This window comes from Nonomuraea sp. 3N208 (genome assembly GCF_052245935.1).
In the GTDB taxonomy this organism is placed as follows: domain Bacteria; phylum Actinomycetota; class Actinomycetes; order Streptosporangiales; family Streptosporangiaceae; genus Nonomuraea.
In genome coordinates this window covers 20,978-39,517 of sequence record NZ_JBQQBR010000010.1, presented here as the reverse complement: position 1 = coordinate 39,517, position 18,540 = coordinate 20,978, and the positions used below count along the sequence as shown (strand labels likewise).

Here is an 18,540-nt window from a genome sequence, read left to right as displayed (position 1 = left end):
TCTTATAAGTTACATACCCATGACGAGCCTCGGCGACCTACGGGTCATCGACGCGGCGACGTTGTTCGCCGGTCCCTCCGCCGCGATGATGCTGGGCGACTTCGGCGCCGACGTGATCAAGATCGAGCATCCACGGCGCGGCGACCCATCGCGCGGCCACGGCGCGTCCGTGGACGGCGTGGGCCTGTGGTGGAAGACCCTGTCGCGCAACAAGCGCACGGCGGCCGTCGACCTGTCCACCGGCGAGGGGCAGGAGATCCTGCGCCGCCTGGCCGAGGACTCCGACGTGCTGATCGAGAACTTCCGCCCCGGCACCCTGGAGCGCTGGAACCTCGCTCCCGATGGGCTCATGAAGCTCAACCCGCGGCTGATCGTGGCGCGGATGACCGGGTTCGGGCAGACCGGGCCGATGGCCCGGCAGCCGGGGTTCGGGACGCTGGCCGAGGCCATGAGCGGGTTCGCGGCCATGACGGGGCAGCCCGACGGCCCGCCCACCCTGCCGCCGCTGGCCCTCGCCGACGGCATCGCGGGCCTCGCCATGTCATACGCGGTCATGGTGGCGCTGCACGCCCGCGAAAGCACCGGACGCGGCCAGGTGATCGACATGGCGATCATCGAGCCCATCCTGGGCCTGCTGGGCCCGCAGATGACGGCGTACAAGGCCCTCGGCGTCGTGCCGCGGCGGACCGGGAACCGCTCGAGCAGCAACGCCCCGCGCAACACCTACCGCACCCGCGACGGCCGCTGGCTGGCGATCTCCACCAGCGCCCAGCCCATCGCCGAGCGCGTCGTCACCCTCGTCGGCCGCCCCGACCTGGTCGAGCAGCCGTGGTTCGCGACCGGGCACGGGCGGGTGCAGCACGTGGACGAGCTGGACGAGGCCGTCGGGTCCTGGATCGCCGAACGCGACGCCGCCGACGTCATCGCCCGCTTCGAGGAGGTGCAGGCCGCGGTCGCGCCCATCTACGACGTGACCGACATCGCCGCGGACCCCCAGTACGCGGCGCTCGGCACGTTCGTCGAGCTGCCCGACGAGGAGCTCGGCGCGCTCACCATGCAAAACGTGTTGTTCCGCCTGTCGGACACGCCCGGCGAGCTCCGCTGGCCGGGGCGGCCGCTCGGCCGGGACACCGACGAGGTGCTCGCCGAGCTCGGCTACTCCGGCGAGCGGATCGCCGCGCTGCGCGAGGCCGGGGTGATCGCGTGACCGTGCCCTGGTCGCCCGTGACCTGGTTGTACGTTCCCGGCGATCGGCCAGAAAGGTTCGCCAAGGCCGTCGCGTCCGGCGCCGACGTGGTCATCATCGACCTGGAGGACGCCGTCGCGTCGGCACACAAGGACGAGGCCCGCGCCAACGCCGCCGCCTACCTGCGATCGCGGAGGAGCGGCGTCCCCGTGCACGTGCGGATCAACGACCTGGCCAGCGAGCGCGGGCAGGCCGACCTCGCGGCGGTGGGGCGGCTGGCCGCCGCCGTGCGGGTGCCCAAGGTGGAGTCGGCCGCCGTGCTGGACCTGGTCAGTCGAGCTCCGGCGAGCTCCGGCGCGCCGGAGCTCGCTGTGTACGCGTTGCTGGAGTCGGCCGCCGGGATCGTCGCCGCCCGCGACATCGCCGCGCACCCGCGCGTGGCCGGCATCGCGCTCGGCGAGCAGGACCTGGCCGCCGAGCTGTCCATCACCGACGAGACCGCCATGAACCACCTCAGGCTGCAGGTCGTGCTCGCCGCCGCCGCGGCCGGCCTGCCGCCGGTCCCCATGTCCGTCTACCCGCACGTCAAGGACGAGGCCGGGCTCGTCGCCTCCTGCCGGGCCGGCCGCGCGCTCGGCCTGTTCGGCAGGACCGCCATCCATCCCCGCCAGATCCCCGCGATCAGGCGGGCGTTCCGCCCCACCGAGAAGGAGGCGGCCAGGGCCGCCGAGATCGTCGAGGCGGCCGAACGGGCCGAGCGTTCGGGGATCGGCGCGGTCGCGCTGCCCGACGGCCGGTTCGCGGACGCCCCGATCGTCGCCCGGGCCCGCCGCACCGTGGCCCTGGCCCGGCGACTCGCCGATGAGGAGCCCGCGAAGGAGGAACCCCCCGCCGACGACAGGCCCGCGTAAGAACCGGCCCCCGCCGACAAGGCGGAGCCACGCACGCAGAATCACCCCCACCCCAATGGAGGACATCTCGCCATGGGAATCGCCGTATGGGCGCTCATCGTCTACATCGTGATCATCGTCGTCTGGAACGGCGTGCTGAAACGTAACATCGGCGAGGCGATGCTCATCGGGTTCGCCGGCGTGTGCCTCTTCGGCGGCGCCGACTTCTTCACGCTGGCCTGGGCGGGCATAGCCGACGCGCTGGCCGAGGAGGTCGTGTTCGCCGCGCTGGCCTTCGTGTTCATGGGCTACCTGCTGACCAGGCTCGGACTCATCCAGGAGCAGGTCACCGTGCTCAACTCGATCTTCGGGCGGCTGCGCGGCGGCGCCGGCTACGTCTCGACCTCGGCCGCCGCGCTGCTCGGCGGTCCCGCCGGGTCCGGCTCCGGCATCGCCGCCTCCGTGGGCTCGGTGACCATCCCGTGGCTGACCAGGTCCGGCTGGCGGCCCGACCTGGCCGCCTCGCTGGTCGCGGGCAACGCCGGACTCGGCATCTCGATCCCGCCGAGCTCGTCGATGTTCCTGCTGCTCGGCTCGGCCGCAGTGGCGCCGGTGCTGACCGCCGACCAGCTGTTCGTGCCCGCGCTGATCGGCGGGTTGTGGACGGTGGCGTACCGGTTCGTGGTGGTGTTCGTGTGGGTGCGGCAGCACCGCATCGCGGCCGCCGGCGTGGCCGACCTCGTCCCACTGCGCGAGGCGCTGCGGGCCGGGTGGACGTCGCTGCTGGTGTACGCGGGAATCCTCATCCCGGTGCTGATGACGCTCGACTTCGGCGTGAAGCTGATGGAGTCGCGGGTCGGCGAGGAGGCGGCCGGCGACATCAGCATCGTGGTGTGGATCCCGGTGCTGACCGTGCTGGTGACCCTCGCCGTCGCGTGGCGGCGGCTGCCGCGCACCACGCGCGCCTGGAGCGAGCTGCTCGGCGACATGGCCCTCAGGTACGCAGTGATCGGCGCGACGTTGTTCTTCGCCTTCGCGGCCGCGGCCAGCCTCGGCGAACTGGGCCTGGTCGACCAGCTGACCGCGATCATGAAGGGGCTGGACGCCCCGCCCGCGCTGATCGCCACGCTCGTCGGCCTGCTGATCGTCGTCATCGCCGCGCCGCTGACCGGCACCGCCACGATCGCCGCGGTGGGAGGGGTGGCGTTCAGCGCCTTGACCGTGGCGGGGGTCGCGCCGGCCGCCGCGGCCACCGCGATCATGATCTTCGCCTCGACCGAGGGCGCCTCGCCGCCCGGTGCCGCCCCGATCTACATCGCCAGCGGCATCGCCCAGGTCGACCCCGCCAGGACATTCGGCCGCCTGATCATCTGGTTCGTCATCCCGACCCTGGTCATCGGCGTGCTGGTCGCGGCCGGCGTGCTGCCGATCTGAGAGGAGCCCCGTCATGAAACGCCTCACCATGGTTCTCTTCAAGATCGGCCTGGTGCTGTTCCTCGTACTCGGTGTGTCCGTCGTGCTGGCCCAAGCCGCCGGCCTCGTCGCCGGCAGCCCCGGCCTGGTCTCGGGCGCCGTGTCCGCGCTGGGCCTGGCGATGACCGTGGCGGCCGGGGTGACCGGGCTGCTCGGGTTCGTGATGTCGTACCTGTTCCACTGGACGGCCCAGCCGGACGATGGCGGCGAGGACTAGGAAGACTGCCACCAGCGGGCCGACAGCTCCTGGTCCTCCGGGGCCGGCCCGGGGAGCCCTCGGTGCGCCGGCGGCACCCGCAGCGAGTCCATCACGAGCGCCAGGTAGCGGTGGCGCAGCTGTGAGGTGCGTTCCTCGTCGCCGAGCTTGATCGAGGCGATCTGCTCGAACAGCAGCGCGATGTCCGCCGGCGTCACGTCCGGGCGCAACACACCGGCCTCCACCGCCCTGTGGTGCATCTCGGTGGCCAGGCCGCCGGCCCTGACCGCCAGCCGGCCCAGCTCCTCCGTCGGCTGGAACGTCCCCGCCAGCTTGATCGTCAGGGAGTTGGTGTCGGCGTCCACGATGCCGCTCAGGTACCCGGCGAACGCCTCCCACGGGTCGCCTTCGTCGGCCAGCGCCCGCTCGGTCACCTCGATGTAGAGCTCCAGCCCGTCGCCGCACAACTTCTGCAAGAGGGCTTCCTTGCTGGGGTAACGGCGGTAGAGCGCGCTGATCCCGACGCCTGCCTTCTCGGCGACTGCCGCGATGGGAGCGCCAGGATCGGCGGTGAAGACCGCCCGGGCCGCCTGGAGGATCAGCTCGTCGTTACGCGCGGCCTGGGCTTTGCGGCCGCTCATGGGAGTGGTGGTCATACCATCAGTATACGGGAACGAATAATTCCGTTCTGATAGTGGAGTGGCCGCGCTCAGACCTGGCAGTTCAGGGTCGGGTCCGTAGCTCGTTCTGCTGCGCCCTGGTCAGCCGGGCCACCACCAGCTCGTAGGAGTGATCGATCAGGTCCAGCACTTCCTCGTCAGGCACCGAGCCATCGAGAGCCACGGTGTTCCAGTGCCGCTTGTTGAGGTGGTAGCCCGGCGTGATCGCGGCATGGCGAGCACGCAGGTCGGCGGCCAGGCCGGGATCACACTTGAGGCTGACGCTTCCGGGCGGGGAATCCAGCGACACCAGCGCGAACATCCGCCCGGCCACCTTGAACACCGCCCCGTCGTCGCCGAACGGATAGTCCTCCACCGATCCTGGCTTGGCCGTGCATTCCGCCATGACCCGATCACGCTGTGAGCCCTGCGCCATCACGTGCTCACCTGCCGTTCTCCCGCTCCGAGGCCGACCCAAGCGTGGACGTTACCGCAGAACCATCCACGCCCGTGTCCCGGCCTCGCACGGGTCTCAGCGCCGGGGAACGACCTTGAGGGACCTCACCAGTGTGTCGACGTCCGGCCACAGGCGCCGGTGCGTGTCGGGAATGGTGATCCACAGGACGGCGGGCCGGGGGCGTCCCGTGTCGACCGCGATGGCGACCGACAGCTCCCGCCTGGCCTTGCGGCCGTCCGGGCTCGGTGGCATCTGGATCATCCGGGCGATCAGCCAGCCACGCCGCACCGGCTGCGAGGCGATGTCACGGCCCGTCGTCCCGGTGGGGAACGCGCCGGCCTGTTTGTGGTCGAGCATCGCCCGGGCGGCGTCGTAGAGGCTGTCTCCGGCGTCGAGGTCTGACCACAGGTGCTGGGAGTCGATGTCGGCCCACCACTCGCGATCGTCGTCCGGGCCGTAGGTCTCGGTCAGCAGCGTCTGGCGCAGGTTGTAGCGGCCGTCCTGGATGGGACCGTCACCGATCGGGCGGCTGCGCCGCCACGGGGAGCCCAGCTCGGCGAACGATAGTCCGGTTTTGGGGTCGGTCACCCTGCCGATCACGGGGGAGCCGCGGCCCCGGTGGCGGCGGAGCTCGACGACGGTCCCCTCGGGGATTCTCGTGACCTCGGGCCCGCTCGGGGACGGAGTGGGCGTCGCGCGGGTGGGGGTGGGCGACGGCTCGGAGGATGGAGGATCGGGAGTAGCGGCCGTCACGCGCGGGGGCGGGCTCGTCATCGAACGGGGCGCCGGGGCGGATCCGCCGCCGACGGCCATGGGGATGCCGATGACGAGTTCGGCGAGGAGGACGGCGGCGCCGAGGAGCGGGATCCACGCCGGGAACGGCGCCATGAGGCGCCGCATGCGATCGGAGGTACGCGGCACGGGTCAGCCCTCCCGGGGGATCAGGGTGAGGCCGGCGAGCCGGGCCTGTTCGACGCTCTCGCGCAGGGACGCCTCGAGCCGCCTGGCGCGCTCGGTCAGCTCGCCGACCTCGCCGGCCGCCAGGTCGTCGCGCACGGTTCTGGAGAGCAGCTCGCGGTAGGCATCGCCGTCATCGGCCAGATCCTGCAGGGTCCGCCACTCGGCGTACACATCCTCGGCCTCCTCGGTGCGCCGCGCGTACTCCTCCAGGGAGGAGATTCGCTGGGCCAGCGCCCGGGTCGCCACCTTGAGCGCCTCCTCCTGGGATTCGAGCATGGCGGAGATGCGCTCGGTGACGCGGCCGGACCGTGCGCCTGCCTGCTCGCGCCGGAGCCGGGTCAGCTCGGTCAGCGTCTCGGCGATCTCCCACTCCTGGCGGGGCAGGATCACCCGGTTGGCGATGCCGTCGAGCAGGCCGTCGCGATCGAGCCTGGAGCGCAGCACGGCCGCCGTGGCGTCCACCGTCCGTTCCAGCAGTGCGGCGTCCAGCGGCTCCAGCATCGCGGCGGTCACGTACCTGCCGTGGTGGCGGCGTCCGTACTTCGCCACGGGGGACTCACCCGCCAGGGCCACGAGCACGAGGAAGGCTGTGGCCTGCACCGTCAGGGCGGCGAGGAAGAACGTCGTGGAGCCGTACCGGATCCAGACTGCGAGCAATGCCGCCTGCAGCAGCAGCCCGGTGAGGAGTACGCGCCGGCCACGGTGGACGAGGCCGACGACGAGGGGGAGGAAAGCCCACAACGCCGACACGGGCAGGGCGGTCAGGACGTCACCGGGCGTCCGCCCGCTCCAGGCGGGCCGCTTCGGGTCAGGGGGCAGGAGCTCGGGGCGGGTGGCCATCAGCCGGCGGTGCCCCTCGGGAAGGCTGGGGTCGAGGACGAGCGCGCTCACGAACCCTGACTCTCTCGGCACACTGTTTCCGCACGCTTGCGGGCCGCTTGCACAGGCCGCTGCCGACCTCGCGAGACGGCGCTCCCTGGTAATCGGATAAAGCGAAACCCCGCGCTATGTCAAAACTTCTTTCCGCAGCTGAGGTTGCCAAGCTGTCGACACGCGTAGAAACGGCGGATCTAAATTCGGCCGAAACATCGTGTTACGCTCCTGCGGCGCCAGGAGTTCTGGATTTGACGGCGAATTCCGCTTATTTCCTTCTGGCCTTTATCGAATGATGATTCAACGGCTTACGGGGTCATGGTGAGGGTGAGTTATCGATTCTGGGCGGGGCCGGCATTCCGGGGCCGCCGGCGGCTGGGCATGTCGTTGTGCCTGGTGGTCGCGCTGGTGATCGGGCTTGTCGGCGTGGGGGCAGGCGCGGCTAGTGCCGCCCCTGGTTCCGAGGTGCGGACCTGGGGGCGCAATCAGTTCGGTCAGCCGGGGAACGACTCCACGGAGCACAACAATGTGCCGGTGACGGCGCTGCTTCCCGCAGGCACCACGATCACACAGATCGACGGGGGTTACGGGTACACCGTCGCGCTGACCTCGGACGGGCAGGTGTGGGCCTGGGGCGAAAATCCCAACGGCCAGCTCGGGAACGGCACCACGAACGGCAGCCCCGTACCGGTGCGGGTGGCCCTGCCGGCCGGCACCACCATCACCGCCATCGCCGCCGGCGACGACCACACCCTGGCGCTGACCTCCACCGGGAGCCTGCTGGCCTGGGGGTACAACGACTTCGGCCAGGTCGGAGACGGGTCCACCATCGACAGGAACGCCCCGGTCCCGGTGGCCCTGCCGACCGGCACCACGATCACGGCGATCGGTGCCGGCGCCGGGCACAGCCTGGCGGTGACCTCGACCGGGCGCGTGCTGGCCTGGGGATACAACAACACCGGCCAGTTGGGGATCGGCAACACCAACGACAGTGTGCTGCCGGTGGAGGTGCCACTTCCCGGGGATGTCACGCTCACTGCCGTGGAGGGCGGGTCGGCCCACAGCCTGGCGCTGACGTCCACCGGACAGTTGTGGTCATGGGGATGGAACACCTATGGCCAACTGGGCAACGACACCACCACCCAGAGCAACGTTCCCGTTCAGGTGAACCTGCCGACCGGGACCACGGTCACCGCCATCACGGCGGCCCATGGCTGGTTCAACCTGGCGGTGGACTCCACCGGGCGGTTGCTCGCGTGGGGCGATAACTCCTACGGCCAGTTGGGCAATGGCACGACCACCCAGAGCAACGTTCCGATCCAGGTTCAGCTACCGGACGGCACCACCGTCACCGCGATCGCCGGCGGCGACGACCACAGCGTGGCGCTGACATCAGGAGGACGCGTGCTGACCTGGGGATACAACCGCTACGGCCAGCTCGGCGACCGCACCAACACCAACAGCAGCCTGCCCGTGGAGGCAGCCCTGCCCGCTGGCGTCACGGTCCAGGCCATAGGGTCCGGCTCATACCACGCCATGGCCATCGTTCCACTCGCGCTCGAACAGACCACCACCACGCTGTCGGCCTCACCGGCGACGCAGGCGGCCGGCCGGCCGGTAACCCTGACAGCGGTCGTGCAATGCCCGGCCGGAACCGCAACCGGGGCCGTGGTCTTCACCGCGAACGGCACCGAACTGGGCACCGCCACCCTTGTGGACGGTCGCGTCACGCTCACCGTCACGGCTCTCGCGGCCGGTCGGCACACCATCATTGCCACCCACGAAGGCGACAACGCATGTGCCCTGTCCGCCTCGGAGGCGGTGACGGTGACCCTAACAGCAGTGACCGGCAACAACGGCACGAACAACGGCACGAACATCAACCCCGACACCGCGCAAAAGCATAAAGTCAAGGGTTATCCGAAAAAGCCGACAGCGTCCCTGAAATGCACGGCAGGGACTGGGAGCGGCACCGTAAGCTACTCCTCCGGCACCAGCACGACCCGCATCGCGACCTTTGTGAACGGCGGTGCCAACGTCACCGTCCGCACCCACGGCAACGGCCCGCACGCCAGCCGCGCCCACACTGAGGGAAGCGCCACCTGTGCCCCGTCCACCTCAGCCCCACGATGATCGTCGTAGGGCGACACCACCATCACGCCAAAGGCTGGATCGCTGGTCGGCGCTGGAGGGCGCGACGTCACGCCGACGTCGTGACGTACAAGACGGGGAACTCAGGGGACGCCATCAAGATGAGCCAGAGCCACCTGCACGTTGTCGGCGATCGGCTTGGCGGAGTCGAGTACGAGACGATCTTCATGCCATGCCTCGAAGCGCGCACGCCGCGCCTGCACCGACTCCCACGTCGGCTCCAGGAACCCCTCGATCCCGCGCTGACGACCTTCAAGCCGTCGCCGGTGAATGAGGGGATCTGAACAGATGACCTCGATGAAACCCAGTCTGACACCATGTCGGAGCGCCAGGCCGCGCCACTGCTCGCGTGCCTCGACCGCGTCGTTCACCGCATCCACGATGACCGACTGGGCGAGGGCCAGAATCTCGGACGCGAGCGTCTCCACCACGACGTAAGCCGCCAATCCGGTGGGTTGGTCGCGGCCGACCCCTGCCCGCCACATCGCAGCCTCCACCGGATCGACGGACAACACCGGTACGGCGAGCCGTCGGCCGAGCGTCTCTGCGATGGAGCTCTTGCCGACGCCAGGAAGCCCGCTCATCACGATCAACATGGTGACGACCCTGCCACGGCTGGGCCCCCTCTGCTGCGGGACCGCCGAAGTCCCTGGCACGCGCAAGATCGCTAGTCCAGTGTCCGGGGCAGGCCGAAGTAGGACGCGAGCGTCGTCTCGAAGTGCGTGATCTCGCAGATCCGGTCGCCCGCCAAGCCGACCACGACGACCCCCGTGACGTGCAGGCCGCCGGTCACCCGGTCGCGGATGTACTCGCCCCACGCGGGCTGACCATTCGCCCGTACCGGCACCATCCGGGCGATCCCCCGCCAGTGCGCGTCGATCGCGGTGAAGAACCGGTGCACGGCCTCGGTCCCCCGGTACTCGAAGGGCAGGGGCGGCATCCGTACCCACGCGTCATCGGTCATCAACGCGACGAGCGCATCCACGTTGTGCTCGGTGAAGGCCGTGACGAAGCGGTCGGCCAGCGCTCGCTCCTCCGGCCCGCCGGCGGGGGGCGGCGGCCGGTCGGGCGAGCGGGCCGCGTCCATCGTCGCCCTGGCGCGCTTGAGGGCGCTGGCGACGGCGTCCTCGGTTAGCCCGAGCAGCTCGGCCGCCTCACTCGCTCGGTACCCGAGCACGTCACGCAGCAACAACGCCGCGCGCTGGTTCGGCGGCAGCAGCTGAACGGCGGTCACGAACGCCAGCGAGATCGCCTCGCGGGACTCGTACCGGGCCTCGGGCCCCGGCGCCTGATCGGGCAGGCCGTCGAGCAGGAGATCGGGATACGGCTGCAGCCACAGCGCCTCACCCAGCCGGGAGGGCTCCGGCGGCGGAACCGACAGCGGCGCCGCGGCCACCGGCCGGCGCGTGGACGTCCGCAGCAGGTTGAGGCACCGGTTGGTGACGATGCGGTACAGCCACGTGCGGATGGACGATCGCCCTTCGAATCCCCCCAATCCGACCCATGCCGAGAGCAACCCGTCCTGCAGCGCGTCCTCGGCGTCCTGCAACGATCCGAGCATGCGGTAGCAGTGCACCTGCAGCTCGCCGTGATGCGGCTCGACCAGCGCCGCGAACGCGTCACGGTCGCCGGCCTGTGCCCGCTGGAGCAGTTCGGCCGACATGGGTCACCTCCGTCGTCATCGTTCGCTCAGTACTGACACCGCCGGCCGCCGGAACTGGTCGCCCCTGGCCCGCCCAGTTTCCGGCGGCCCGCCGTGTCTATCTGTGTGCAAGCCCGAACCGTCACAGCCGAATGGAGAAAGACACCATGTCGACGCCAGAGAACACCATCGCGAACAGGACTGTCCTGGTGACCGGCGCCAATCGCGGCATCGGACGCGCGCTGGTCGACGAGGCCTTGCGCAGAGGCGCCAAGCGGGTCTACGCCGGGTCACGCCGGCCCTTGGCCCATCCCGACGGGCGCGTCACGACGCTGATGCTGGACGTGACCGACGGCGCGCAGATCCAGGTGGCCGCGGAGCGCGTCGACGCGCTCGACGTCCTGGTCAACAACGCCGGCCTGGCGTCCTACGACGACCTCGCCGACCGCGCAGTCCTGGAGCGGCACCTGGCGGTCAACCTCTTCGGCCCGTACGCCGTCACCCAGGCATTCCTGCCTCAGTTGACTCGGTCGCGCGGCGCCGTCGTCAATGTGCTGTCGGTTGCGGCCCTCGCGCCCCTGCCCGTGATCCCCGCGTACTCGATCTCCAAGGCCGCGGCGTTCTCGCTCACCCAATCCCTGCGTGCGCTGCTCGCTTCGCGGGGTGTCCGGGTGCACGCCGTCCTGGCCGGGCCCGTGGACACCGAGATGTCCCGCGACCTCGACGTGCCCAAGGCCGCCCCTGCGTCGGTCGCACAGGCGATCTTCGACGGCGTGGCGGGCGGTGAGGAGGAGATCTTCCCAGACCCCCTGTCGGCGTCTTTGGCGCCGGGCTGGCTCGCCGGCGCGGTCAAAGCGCTCGAGCGCGAGAACGCCGCACTGCTCGGGGCTTCGCGCTGACCATGACGGCCCTGAGCGCCACACAACCGCCTGGCGGACCGCGCCGGGTGGGGGCTCGTCGGCCCACTCGAGCGTGATGTTCGTGTCCGCGGATGTACTCCAACCCGGTCGCCAGGTGGCTTCTTCCGCGGCCGTCGCAGCCGTGCCGGCAGGGATCGACCCGGTAGAGGGGCCCTTTACCTGGGGCTGCGCGGGAGGACCATTCTGGCCGGGTCGACCAGGAGGAGGCCTGCGATGCCGAGGAAGGGGAGGACGGTGAGCTGCCAGAGGCCGGCGCCGCCCCAGCCGAGTGCGCCTACCAGGCGGGCGAACAGGAGCCCGGAGAAGGCGGCGGCGACGTAGTAGCAGAGGATGAACAGGCCGGCGCCGCGGCCGACGTGGTGCGGGCGGACGGCGCGCTGCATGGCGGTGGAGCAGTTGGTGAACAGGAAGCCGCTGGCGAACGTGCCCATCAGGAAAGACAGCAGGTACTGCGCCTGGACCGCGGTGGCGACCTGATACATCAGGTACGTGGTGGCCGCGGTGGCGACCATGGCGAACATCAGCAGGCGTGGCTGGTTGAGCCGGTCGCCCAGCCAGCCGGCCGGCAGGGCCATCATGGCGCCCAGGCCGCCCATGGACACGGCGAAGGCCGCCTGGTCGGGGGCGAAGCCGAGCCCTTCGCGCAGGAAAGTGGGGTAGAGGCCGAGGTAGCCGTAGAAGACCAGCCCGGACACGGCGCACGCGATGCCCACGCCGAGGGTGTTGCGGTTGTAGGGGGAGGCCGGCACGTGGTCGTAGGTCGCGGCGTCGGGCTCGGTGGTCCCACCGGTGACCGCCTCGGTCATCGTGCGCGACACCGTGACCGCGATGAGCAGGCTCATGAGGAGACCGGCGGCGGCGAACAGGAAGAACGGCGCACGCCAGGTTCCCCAGCTGCCGGCCATCGCCGAGCCGAGGAGCGGGCCGAGGAAGACGCCAAGGCCGAAGGCCACGCCCACGACACCGGCGGCCAGCGCGCGGCGGTGGAAGAAGAACGCTCCGATCACCGCGTACAGGGCGGTGGCCTGGACCCCCTCACCCACACCGGAGACCAGGCGGTAGACGCTCATGTCGACGAAGCCCACGGCCAGCGGGATGGCCAGCGTGCCGAGGGAGTAGACGAGCACGCTGACGAGGATGATGGCCTTGCGTGAAAGCCGGTCGGCCAGATAACCGGCCGGAGGCCCGGCCAGCGCGAGACCCAGCGTGAAGCCGGTGGCCAGCAGCCCGCCCTGGTCAAGGGAGAAGCCGAGCTCGGCCCGGATCTCGGGCAAGAGGGGGTAGAAGATCTGCCGGTCCATCGCGTTGAGCATGTACGAGGCGCACAGGACCGCGAACCCGATCGCGACGTAGGCCTTCGTCAACTGCTGGGAGCTCACGGGGGACGTGCCGCCTTTGGGACGGTCGGTGGCGCTGCTCATGTCGTGCTCCTAGATGCTGGGAGGGGGTGCACCCCAGCTAGCGGACAATCGTCCGTACAACGGTCATAAAAGCTGGCCTTAGAATGATGTGCGGCGCGAATGCTGTCAAGAGGCTGACAGGCAGGACGGTACGCGGGACCGCGACCTTCGCGGACAATCGTCCGTAGCATGGCGGATGCTTGCCGGGCCGGCCCACGGCGACGGCCGGCCCGCCTGGTCATCGGCCGCACGCGCGACGTCGGCGAGGTGTCCGCAGCGCGACACCGATACGACGGGACGAGCACCGTCCATGCGGGAAGGACGGCACCCGCGGCCGGCTGAGCGGCCGTCGAATGGAGCGACTCGGGCCGCCGAAGCGCAGCGGGATCGAATTCGTGGAAGACGCCAACCGGCCGCAGCTCCCCGAGGAGCAGGCAGCGAACTTCACGCCGCAGAAGTACCTGGCCGGCAAGAACTCGGTGCGTCAGTCAGATGGTTTGCGTGCCCAGAACAAGGCATGCCCGCTGTTGCCCTCGGGGACGAACTCCTGAGAGGCGACTTCGAGGCCGGCTTTCTGCAGCCAGGATCGGTAGGTGGTCGCGTCGGTGTGGCTCCACCACATCGTCGCGGTGCCTCCGAGCCAGTTGTCTTCGGTGCCGGTCCAGGCCTCCCAGCCGGTGGTGGCCAGCAGCCAGCCCGAGGGGCGCAGCCAGGTGGCGATGCGCTCGATCAGGCCGGGCTGCTGGTCAAGGGGCATGTGGATGAGGGTGTAGAGGCATACGACCGCGTCGAAGGTGGCGTGTGGCAGATCGAGGGTCATGGCGTCGGCCTGCACGAAGGTCCCGGTGGGAACGAGGCGACGCGCCCGCTGGAGCTGAACGTCGCTGATGTCGACACCCGTCACTTCATGTCCGGCTGCGGCGAGTGAACGTGCTACGGGGATACCGCAGCCGCAGCCGAGATCGAGCACGGATGCTCGGGTGGGCAGGCGGGATTGGAGAACCTTCAGCCAGCGCGTGTACTCACCCTCGTCGGCGTCGTCGCTGCGGTAACGGTAGGACAGTGCGTTGTAGCCACGTCGGACCAGATCGGTTTCCTCGCTCATACGGGTCAGGTTATGGATCGCCGGGATCGGCTCCCGAGCAGGTTTCACTTGTTGAATCGCCGCACGACGTAGAAACGATTCACGCCTTACGGCTCCCGGGCCGGCACTCCATTGCGCAGGCGGGCGGCGCCCAGTTGGCGGCCGTGCTGGGTGAACATGAAGTCGGTCGCGCCCCGATGCGGTGACCCGGCCCGAGGCCGGTCAGACAGGGCCTCGGTAGCCAGGCGGCGGGACCTGGCCCTCATAGGCAGGCACCGGACGGCCGGACAGAAACGCCCGCAGGAGCCCGAGATACGCCTCGCTCCGGTATGTGCCGCCGCCGAGATAAGCCAACCTGGCTGAGGGCAGCGCTTGCCGGAAGCCTATGGCCGACGCCCAGCTCTGCTCGTCGCACTGGCCCTTGACGATCAACACTGGCGACATGACCCCGGTCAGGCGCAGCCGGAGCGAGCCCGGCGCCGCCCGCCCGGTCAGGCCGACATAACCCCCGGAACCGGTTGCGGCGGCGGGGCAGGGATGCGGGGCTCCCTGGCGGACGAGGTCGAGGTAGGCGTCCAGCTCCCGGTCACCCGCAAACGCGTGCGCCGCGCGCGGGTCCACCCGCAGCAGCGTGGAGACGGCGAGCAGGCGCGGGTCCGGCGTTCCGTCGCGTCCGAACACCGCCGCCACCTCGACCTTCCCGTCCGCCTCTCGCCCTTGGGGCTCCCAAGCGGGCGCTTCCCGGGACGGCTCGGTGGGAGAAGCGGGGAACGTCGCCGAGGAGGATCCCTGAGACGGCTCGGAAGGGGAAGCAAGAACCGATGCGGTGGGGGATCCCTGGGAGAGGCCGGCGGGGGAGGAGAGCACCGCCTTCGCGACCCGGTCCGGGTGTGCGGCCAAGTAGGCAACCGCGAGCTGGGCGCCGTAGTCCTGGGCGATCAGGTTCAGCCGGCCGGCGCCCACGGCCTGGCGGATGGCCTCCAGGTCCGCCACGTCGCGCGTCAGCCCGTACCCCCGAGGGTCACGCAGCCGCGCCGAGCGCCCCGCCCCGATCTGGTCATAGACGTACACCTGGTAGCCGTCCGCCGTCAGCTTTCCGAAGAACGCCGAGGACGCCGCCAGGTCCGCCACGCCGGGCCCGCCGTGCAGGAACACCACGGGGTCGGGCCGGGTGACCCGCTTCGGCGCGAGCCGTACATACGCCAGCTTCGAGCCCGTCTGCAGCCGCCACTCGCGCTGCCCGGCCACCGGCGCCAGGGGAGCGTGGGACGGAGCCGGGCGCAAGGTGGCCACGGTGACCTGCCAGACCACCGTCGCCTCCACCCCGAGGATCACCACCGCCCGTAACCATCGCCCCCACGCCGCCCTCGGCCTCGGCACAACTAGCAGCAGGCCCAGAAAGAACACCGACGCGAAGACCGCCAGGCCCGTCACCGCGAACGCCGTCGGCTGTGCGCCCACCATCGCCATCCCGGCCAGCGTGGCCAGCCCCAGGACCGGCGACAGCGCCAGCACTCCGGCACCCGCCACCACCCGGCCGGCCAGCCTGGCGAAAGAAGCCATAAGGGGACGCTAGTGCACACGCCGCCCTCTTCACTCCGCGGTCGGCATTCTGCTGCGGCGTCTGGGCACCAGGCCGTGGAAGCGGCCGCCCTCGCCGACCACGGCGAGACTGCTCTCCCTGTGCTGTACGGCGCGCCAGGCCGCCACCTCCTGGTCCACGCCGGGCAGCACGACGGGATCGGTGTCGGCCAGTTCCGAGAGCGGGTGTTGTACGGCGCCGCGAGCAGCCGCTCGATGTCGACCATGCCGACGTGGCAGGGCGAGCAGGCCCCGCATGTACTCAGGTCGGCGGCGCATCGCCTTTCCAAGCTTGGTAAGCGTTGACCGCGGTGGGGAGGGTGGGGAAGATGCGGTCCTCGCCGACGGCGGCGGTCAGGTTGTAGGCGTCCAGATAGACGCGCAGGTCCTGCTTGACTCTGGCCATGGCGAAGACGATGCCGCGCCGGTCCAGCTCGCGGCGCAGGGAGTCGACGGCGTCCAGGGCGGTGATGTCGACCTCGACGTTGGCCTCGGCGTTGAGTACGAACCAGCGTACCGGGGCGTCCTGCTGGTCCACGGCGGCCAGGGCGCGGCGGTGGAAGTCCTGGGCGTTGGCGAAGAACAGCGGCGAGTCGTAGCGGTAGATCACCAGGCCGGGGATGGTGCGGGCGGCCGGGTAGTCGTCGATGTCGTGCATGCCGGCCACGTCCGGGACCAGGCCCAGGATGGCGTCGTGGGGGCGGGCGATGCGGGCGAGCATTTCGGCCACGGACAGGGCGACGGCGAGCAGGATGCCGTACAGGATGTCGAAGACGAGCACGCCTGCGAGCGCGCCGAGCGCGAGCAGCAGTTCGGTGCGGCGGAAGCGGGCCAGGCGGCGGAATTCGGCCAGGTCGACGAGGCGGGTGGCGGCGTAGACGACGATGGCGCCGAGGGCGGCGGTGGGGAAGTCTGCCAGCAGTGGTCCGGCGAACATCAGCACGGCCACCACCGCCGCCAGGCAGGTGAGCGAATACAGCTGGGTGCGGGCGCCGGCGGCGTCGGCCAGCGCGGTGCGGCTGCCGCTGCTGCTGACCGGGAAGCCCTGCAGCGCACCGGCACTCAGGTTGGCCGCGCCGAGGGCGAGGAGTTCTTGGTTGGCGTCGATCTCCTGGTGGTGGCGGGCGGCGAAGGAGCGGGCGGTGAGCATGTTGTCGCTGTAGCCGACGAGGAACACGCCGACGGCCGGCAGCAGCAGGTTCTCCAGCGGCGGCAGCGCGGGGCCCGGGAGCCCGGCGGGGATCTCGCCGACGACCTTGATGCCTTGGGCACCCAGGTCGAACAAGGTCACGGCGGCGATGGCCACGAGCACGGCCAGCAGCGGGGCCGGGACGGCGGGCAGCCGCCATTGCAGCAGGAACAGGAAAGCCAGCACGGCCGCCGCCATGAGCAGGGTGCCGAGGTGGGCCTGGGGGAGGAGGCGGGCGAACGACGACAGCTGGCTGAGCAGGGAGTCACCGGAGACCGGGGTGCCCGTGAGCTTGCCCAGTTGGCTCGCGATCATGATGACGGCCACGCCGGCGAGGTAGCCGACCAGGATCGGCTTGGACAGCAGGTCGGCGACGAAGCCGAGGCGCAGCAGCCGGCAGCCCAGGCTGATCAGCCCCACGAGGATGGCCAGCGCGGCGGCCAGAGTGGCGTAGCGGCCGGGGTCCCCGGCGGCCAGCGGGGCGATGGCGGTGGCGGTCATCAGGGCGGTCGTCGACTCGGGTCCGACCGACAGCTGCCGTGAGGAGCCGAGCAGGGCGTACAGCGCCAGCGGGGCCAGGATCGCCCACAGCCCGGCCACCGGCGGCAGCCCGGCGACGGTGGCGTAGGCCATGACCTGGGGCACGAGATAGGCTGCCACGGTCAACCCGGCGAGCAGGTCGCCGCGCAGCCACTCGCGCCGGTAGGCGGTCAGTGTGGCGAGGCCCGGCAGAAATCGGATCATGACCGAGGATGGCGCATCACGGCGCCTGGACGCCAGTGGCACGCCCTGGCGGATGGAGGGTGGTGTACATGACCGCTGACAGGCTGCGGCGCAAGCCGTACGAGAAGCGGCTGTTCCGGCTGCAGGCCGAGTTGGTGAATCTACAGGAGTGGGTGAAGGCCGAAGGCCGCAGGATGGTCGTGATCTTCGAGGGGCGGGACGCCGCCGGCAAGGGGAGCACGATCAAGCGGGTCGCCGAATACCTCAACCCGCGCGTGGCCAGGATCGCCGCGTTGCCCGCGCCCACCGAGCGGGAACGGACGCAGTGGTACTTCCAGCGGTATGTCGAGCATCTGCCGGCCGCGGGGGAGATCGTGCTGTTCGACCGGAGCTGGTACAACCGGGCAGGGGTGGAGCGGGTGATGGGGTTCTGCACGCAGGAGGAGTACACCCGGTTCCTCCACCAGTGCCCGATCTTCGAGCGGCTGCTGGTGGAGGACGGGATCCTGCTGCGCAAGTACTGGTTCTCGGTCAGCGACGGCGAGCAGGAGCGGCGCTTTCGTGCCCGGCTGGAGGATCCGATGCGGCAGTGGAAGCTGTCGGCGATGGATCTGGAGTCGATCACGCGGTGGGAGGAGTACTCCCGGGCCAAGGACGAGATGATGATCCACACCCACATCCCTGAGGCGCCGTGGTATGAGGTGGAGAGCGAGGACAAGCGGCGGGCCAGGATCAACATGATCTCCCATCTGCTGTCCACGATCCCGTACCAGGAGGTGCGGCGCCCGCCGCTGGAGATCCCGCAGCGGCCCGCGCCCAGCGGCTACCGCCGGCCGCCGCGGGTGGAGACATCTGTGCCCGACGTGACCGGCGGTCTTTCCTGAGCGTCTGCCATACCCGTGCGGCGGCCGCGCCGAGGTTCTGCTAGTCGAGGCGTCCGATGCGCGAGCGCCGTCGGATGCAGGAGCGCTACGCCCAGGTGCAAGCGCTGAAGAACAGCGGCGCGTCCCTGAATGCGATCAACCGCCAGCTTGGCCTGGCCTTCCGTACCGTTCGCAAGTACGCACTGCCCGCCACCCAAGCCCCGCCGCGTCACGTCCGCACCTTCGCCACGGGCTTCAAGGGCACGACCTCAATGCCGCCGTCCGTGCCATGA

The 18,540-nt window shown here is 70.4% G+C and carries 19 protein-coding genes; 8 read left to right on the top strand and 11 right to left on the bottom strand.

Annotated features, from left to right (window positions below; genetic code table 11):
- The first annotated feature begins 19 nt into the window (after window positions 1-19).
- The 4 genes from ACTWPT_RS16960 to ACTWPT_RS16945 all read left to right on the top strand — a co-directional run bounded on the left by ACTWPT_RS16960 (window position 20) and on the right by ACTWPT_RS16945 (window position 3,766).
- Entirely contained in the window at window positions 20-1,207 is a 1,188-nt protein-coding gene (locus tag ACTWPT_RS16960) for a CaiB/BaiF CoA transferase family protein (protein ID WP_443178338.1), read from the top strand.
- Entirely contained in the window at window positions 1,204-2,097 is an 894-nt protein-coding gene (locus tag ACTWPT_RS16955; RefSeq protein ID WP_443178337.1) for an HpcH/HpaI aldolase/citrate lyase family protein, read from the top strand. Before ACTWPT_RS16960 ends, ACTWPT_RS16955 begins: the two co-directional genes overlap by 4 nt.
- Window positions 2,098-2,169: 72 nt before the next feature.
- On the top strand, window positions 2,170-3,510 hold the full coding sequence (locus tag ACTWPT_RS16950) for a TRAP transporter large permease subunit (protein ID WP_443178336.1): 1,341 nt from the start codon (window positions 2,170-2,172) through the stop codon (window positions 3,508-3,510).
- Window positions 3,511-3,523: 13 nt separating this feature from the next.
- A complete protein-coding gene (locus tag ACTWPT_RS16945; RefSeq protein WP_443178335.1) occupies window positions 3,524-3,766 on the top strand; it encodes a hypothetical protein in 243 nt (80 codons plus the stop codon).
- On the opposite strand, the gene ACTWPT_RS16940 is transcribed toward ACTWPT_RS16945, so the two are convergent.
- The 4 genes from ACTWPT_RS16940 to ACTWPT_RS16925 form a co-directional block, all read right to left on the bottom strand.
- Window positions 3,763-4,401 carry a TetR/AcrR family transcriptional regulator gene (locus ACTWPT_RS16940; RefSeq protein ID WP_443178334.1) on the bottom strand — a complete coding sequence of 213 codons (639 nt, stop codon included), beginning with the start codon at window positions 4,399-4,401 and terminating at the stop codon, window positions 3,763-3,765. The genes ACTWPT_RS16945 and ACTWPT_RS16940 overlap by 4 nt on opposite strands.
- A 67-nt stretch (window positions 4,402-4,468) precedes the next feature.
- On the bottom strand, window positions 4,469-4,840 hold the full coding sequence (locus ACTWPT_RS16935) for an MmcQ/YjbR family DNA-binding protein (RefSeq protein WP_443178333.1): 372 nt from the start codon (window positions 4,838-4,840) through the stop codon (window positions 4,469-4,471).
- A 96-nt stretch (window positions 4,841-4,936) separates the two neighbouring features.
- Entirely contained in the window at window positions 4,937-5,761 is an 825-nt protein-coding gene (locus tag ACTWPT_RS16930; protein WP_443178332.1) for a hypothetical protein, read from the bottom strand.
- A 24-nt stretch (window positions 5,762-5,785) separates the two neighbouring features.
- Complete coding sequence (locus tag ACTWPT_RS16925; RefSeq protein ID WP_443178331.1) at window positions 5,786-6,712, bottom strand: hypothetical protein; 927 nt, start codon at window positions 6,710-6,712, stop codon at window positions 5,786-5,788.
- A 309-nt stretch (window positions 6,713-7,021) separates the two neighbouring features.
- Here ACTWPT_RS16925 and ACTWPT_RS16920 point away from each other — a divergent pair, with 309 nt between their 5' ends.
- Window positions 7,022-8,827: an RCC1 domain-containing protein gene (locus tag ACTWPT_RS16920; RefSeq protein ID WP_443178330.1), complete on the top strand. Its 1,806-nt coding sequence runs from the start codon at window positions 7,022-7,024 to the stop codon at window positions 8,825-8,827.
- Window positions 8,828-8,928: 101 nt separating this feature from the next.
- Here the strand turns inward: ACTWPT_RS16920 and ACTWPT_RS16915 are convergent, their stop codons facing one another.
- Together ACTWPT_RS16915 and ACTWPT_RS16910 are read right to left on the bottom strand one after the other, a co-directional pair.
- On the bottom strand, window positions 8,929-9,441 hold the full coding sequence (locus ACTWPT_RS16915) for an AAA family ATPase (RefSeq protein ID WP_443178329.1): 513 nt from the start codon (window positions 9,439-9,441) through the stop codon (window positions 8,929-8,931).
- 71 nt (window positions 9,442-9,512) lie between these two features.
- Window positions 9,513-10,508, bottom strand: coding sequence for a sigma-70 family RNA polymerase sigma factor (locus ACTWPT_RS16910; RefSeq protein WP_443178328.1), 996 nt, complete (start codon window positions 10,506-10,508; stop codon window positions 9,513-9,515).
- Window positions 10,509-10,654: 146 nt separating this feature from the next.
- Between ACTWPT_RS16910 and ACTWPT_RS16905 the strand changes: the two genes are divergently transcribed.
- Window positions 10,655-11,386, top strand: coding sequence for an SDR family NAD(P)-dependent oxidoreductase (locus ACTWPT_RS16905; protein WP_443178327.1), 732 nt, complete (start codon window positions 10,655-10,657; stop codon window positions 11,384-11,386).
- 176 nt (window positions 11,387-11,562) lie between these two features.
- Here ACTWPT_RS16905 and ACTWPT_RS16900 read toward each other — a convergent pair whose 3' ends face one another.
- The 5 genes from ACTWPT_RS16900 to ACTWPT_RS16880 all read right to left on the bottom strand — a co-directional run bounded on the left by ACTWPT_RS16900 (window position 11,563) and on the right by ACTWPT_RS16880 (window position 17,405).
- Window positions 11,563-12,828: an MFS transporter gene (locus tag ACTWPT_RS16900; protein ID WP_443178326.1), complete on the bottom strand. Its 1,266-nt coding sequence runs from the start codon at window positions 12,826-12,828 to the stop codon at window positions 11,563-11,565.
- A 463-nt stretch (window positions 12,829-13,291) separates the two neighbouring features.
- Window positions 13,292-13,912 (bottom strand): class I SAM-dependent methyltransferase, encoded by a 621-nt coding sequence (locus ACTWPT_RS16895; RefSeq protein WP_443178325.1) that lies wholly within the window; start codon window positions 13,910-13,912, stop codon window positions 13,292-13,294.
- Between the two features lie 201 nt (window positions 13,913-14,113).
- On the bottom strand, window positions 14,114-15,454 hold the full coding sequence (locus ACTWPT_RS16890) for an alpha/beta fold hydrolase (RefSeq protein WP_443178324.1): 1,341 nt from the start codon (window positions 15,452-15,454) through the stop codon (window positions 14,114-14,116).
- A gap of 30 nt (window positions 15,455-15,484) precedes the next feature.
- Entirely contained in the window at window positions 15,485-15,751 is a 267-nt protein-coding gene (locus tag ACTWPT_RS16885; RefSeq protein ID WP_443178323.1) for a hypothetical protein, read from the bottom strand.
- Window positions 15,735-17,405, bottom strand: a complete 1,671-nt coding sequence (locus ACTWPT_RS16880) for a SulP family inorganic anion transporter (protein WP_443178322.1) — start codon at window positions 17,403-17,405, stop codon at window positions 15,735-15,737. The genes ACTWPT_RS16885 and ACTWPT_RS16880 overlap by 17 nt, the downstream gene beginning before the upstream one ends.
- 68 nt (window positions 17,406-17,473) lie before the next feature.
- Here ACTWPT_RS16880 and ppk2 point away from each other — a divergent pair, with 68 nt between their 5' ends.
- Both ppk2 and ACTWPT_RS16870 read left to right on the top strand, forming a co-directional pair.
- A complete protein-coding gene (gene ppk2, locus ACTWPT_RS16875) occupies window positions 17,474-18,268 on the top strand; it encodes a polyphosphate kinase 2 (protein WP_443178321.1) in 795 nt (264 codons plus the stop codon).
- A gap of 56 nt (window positions 18,269-18,324) precedes the next feature.
- Window positions 18,325-18,540, top strand: a complete 216-nt coding sequence (locus ACTWPT_RS16870; protein ID WP_443178320.1) for a hypothetical protein — start codon at window positions 18,325-18,327, stop codon at window positions 18,538-18,540.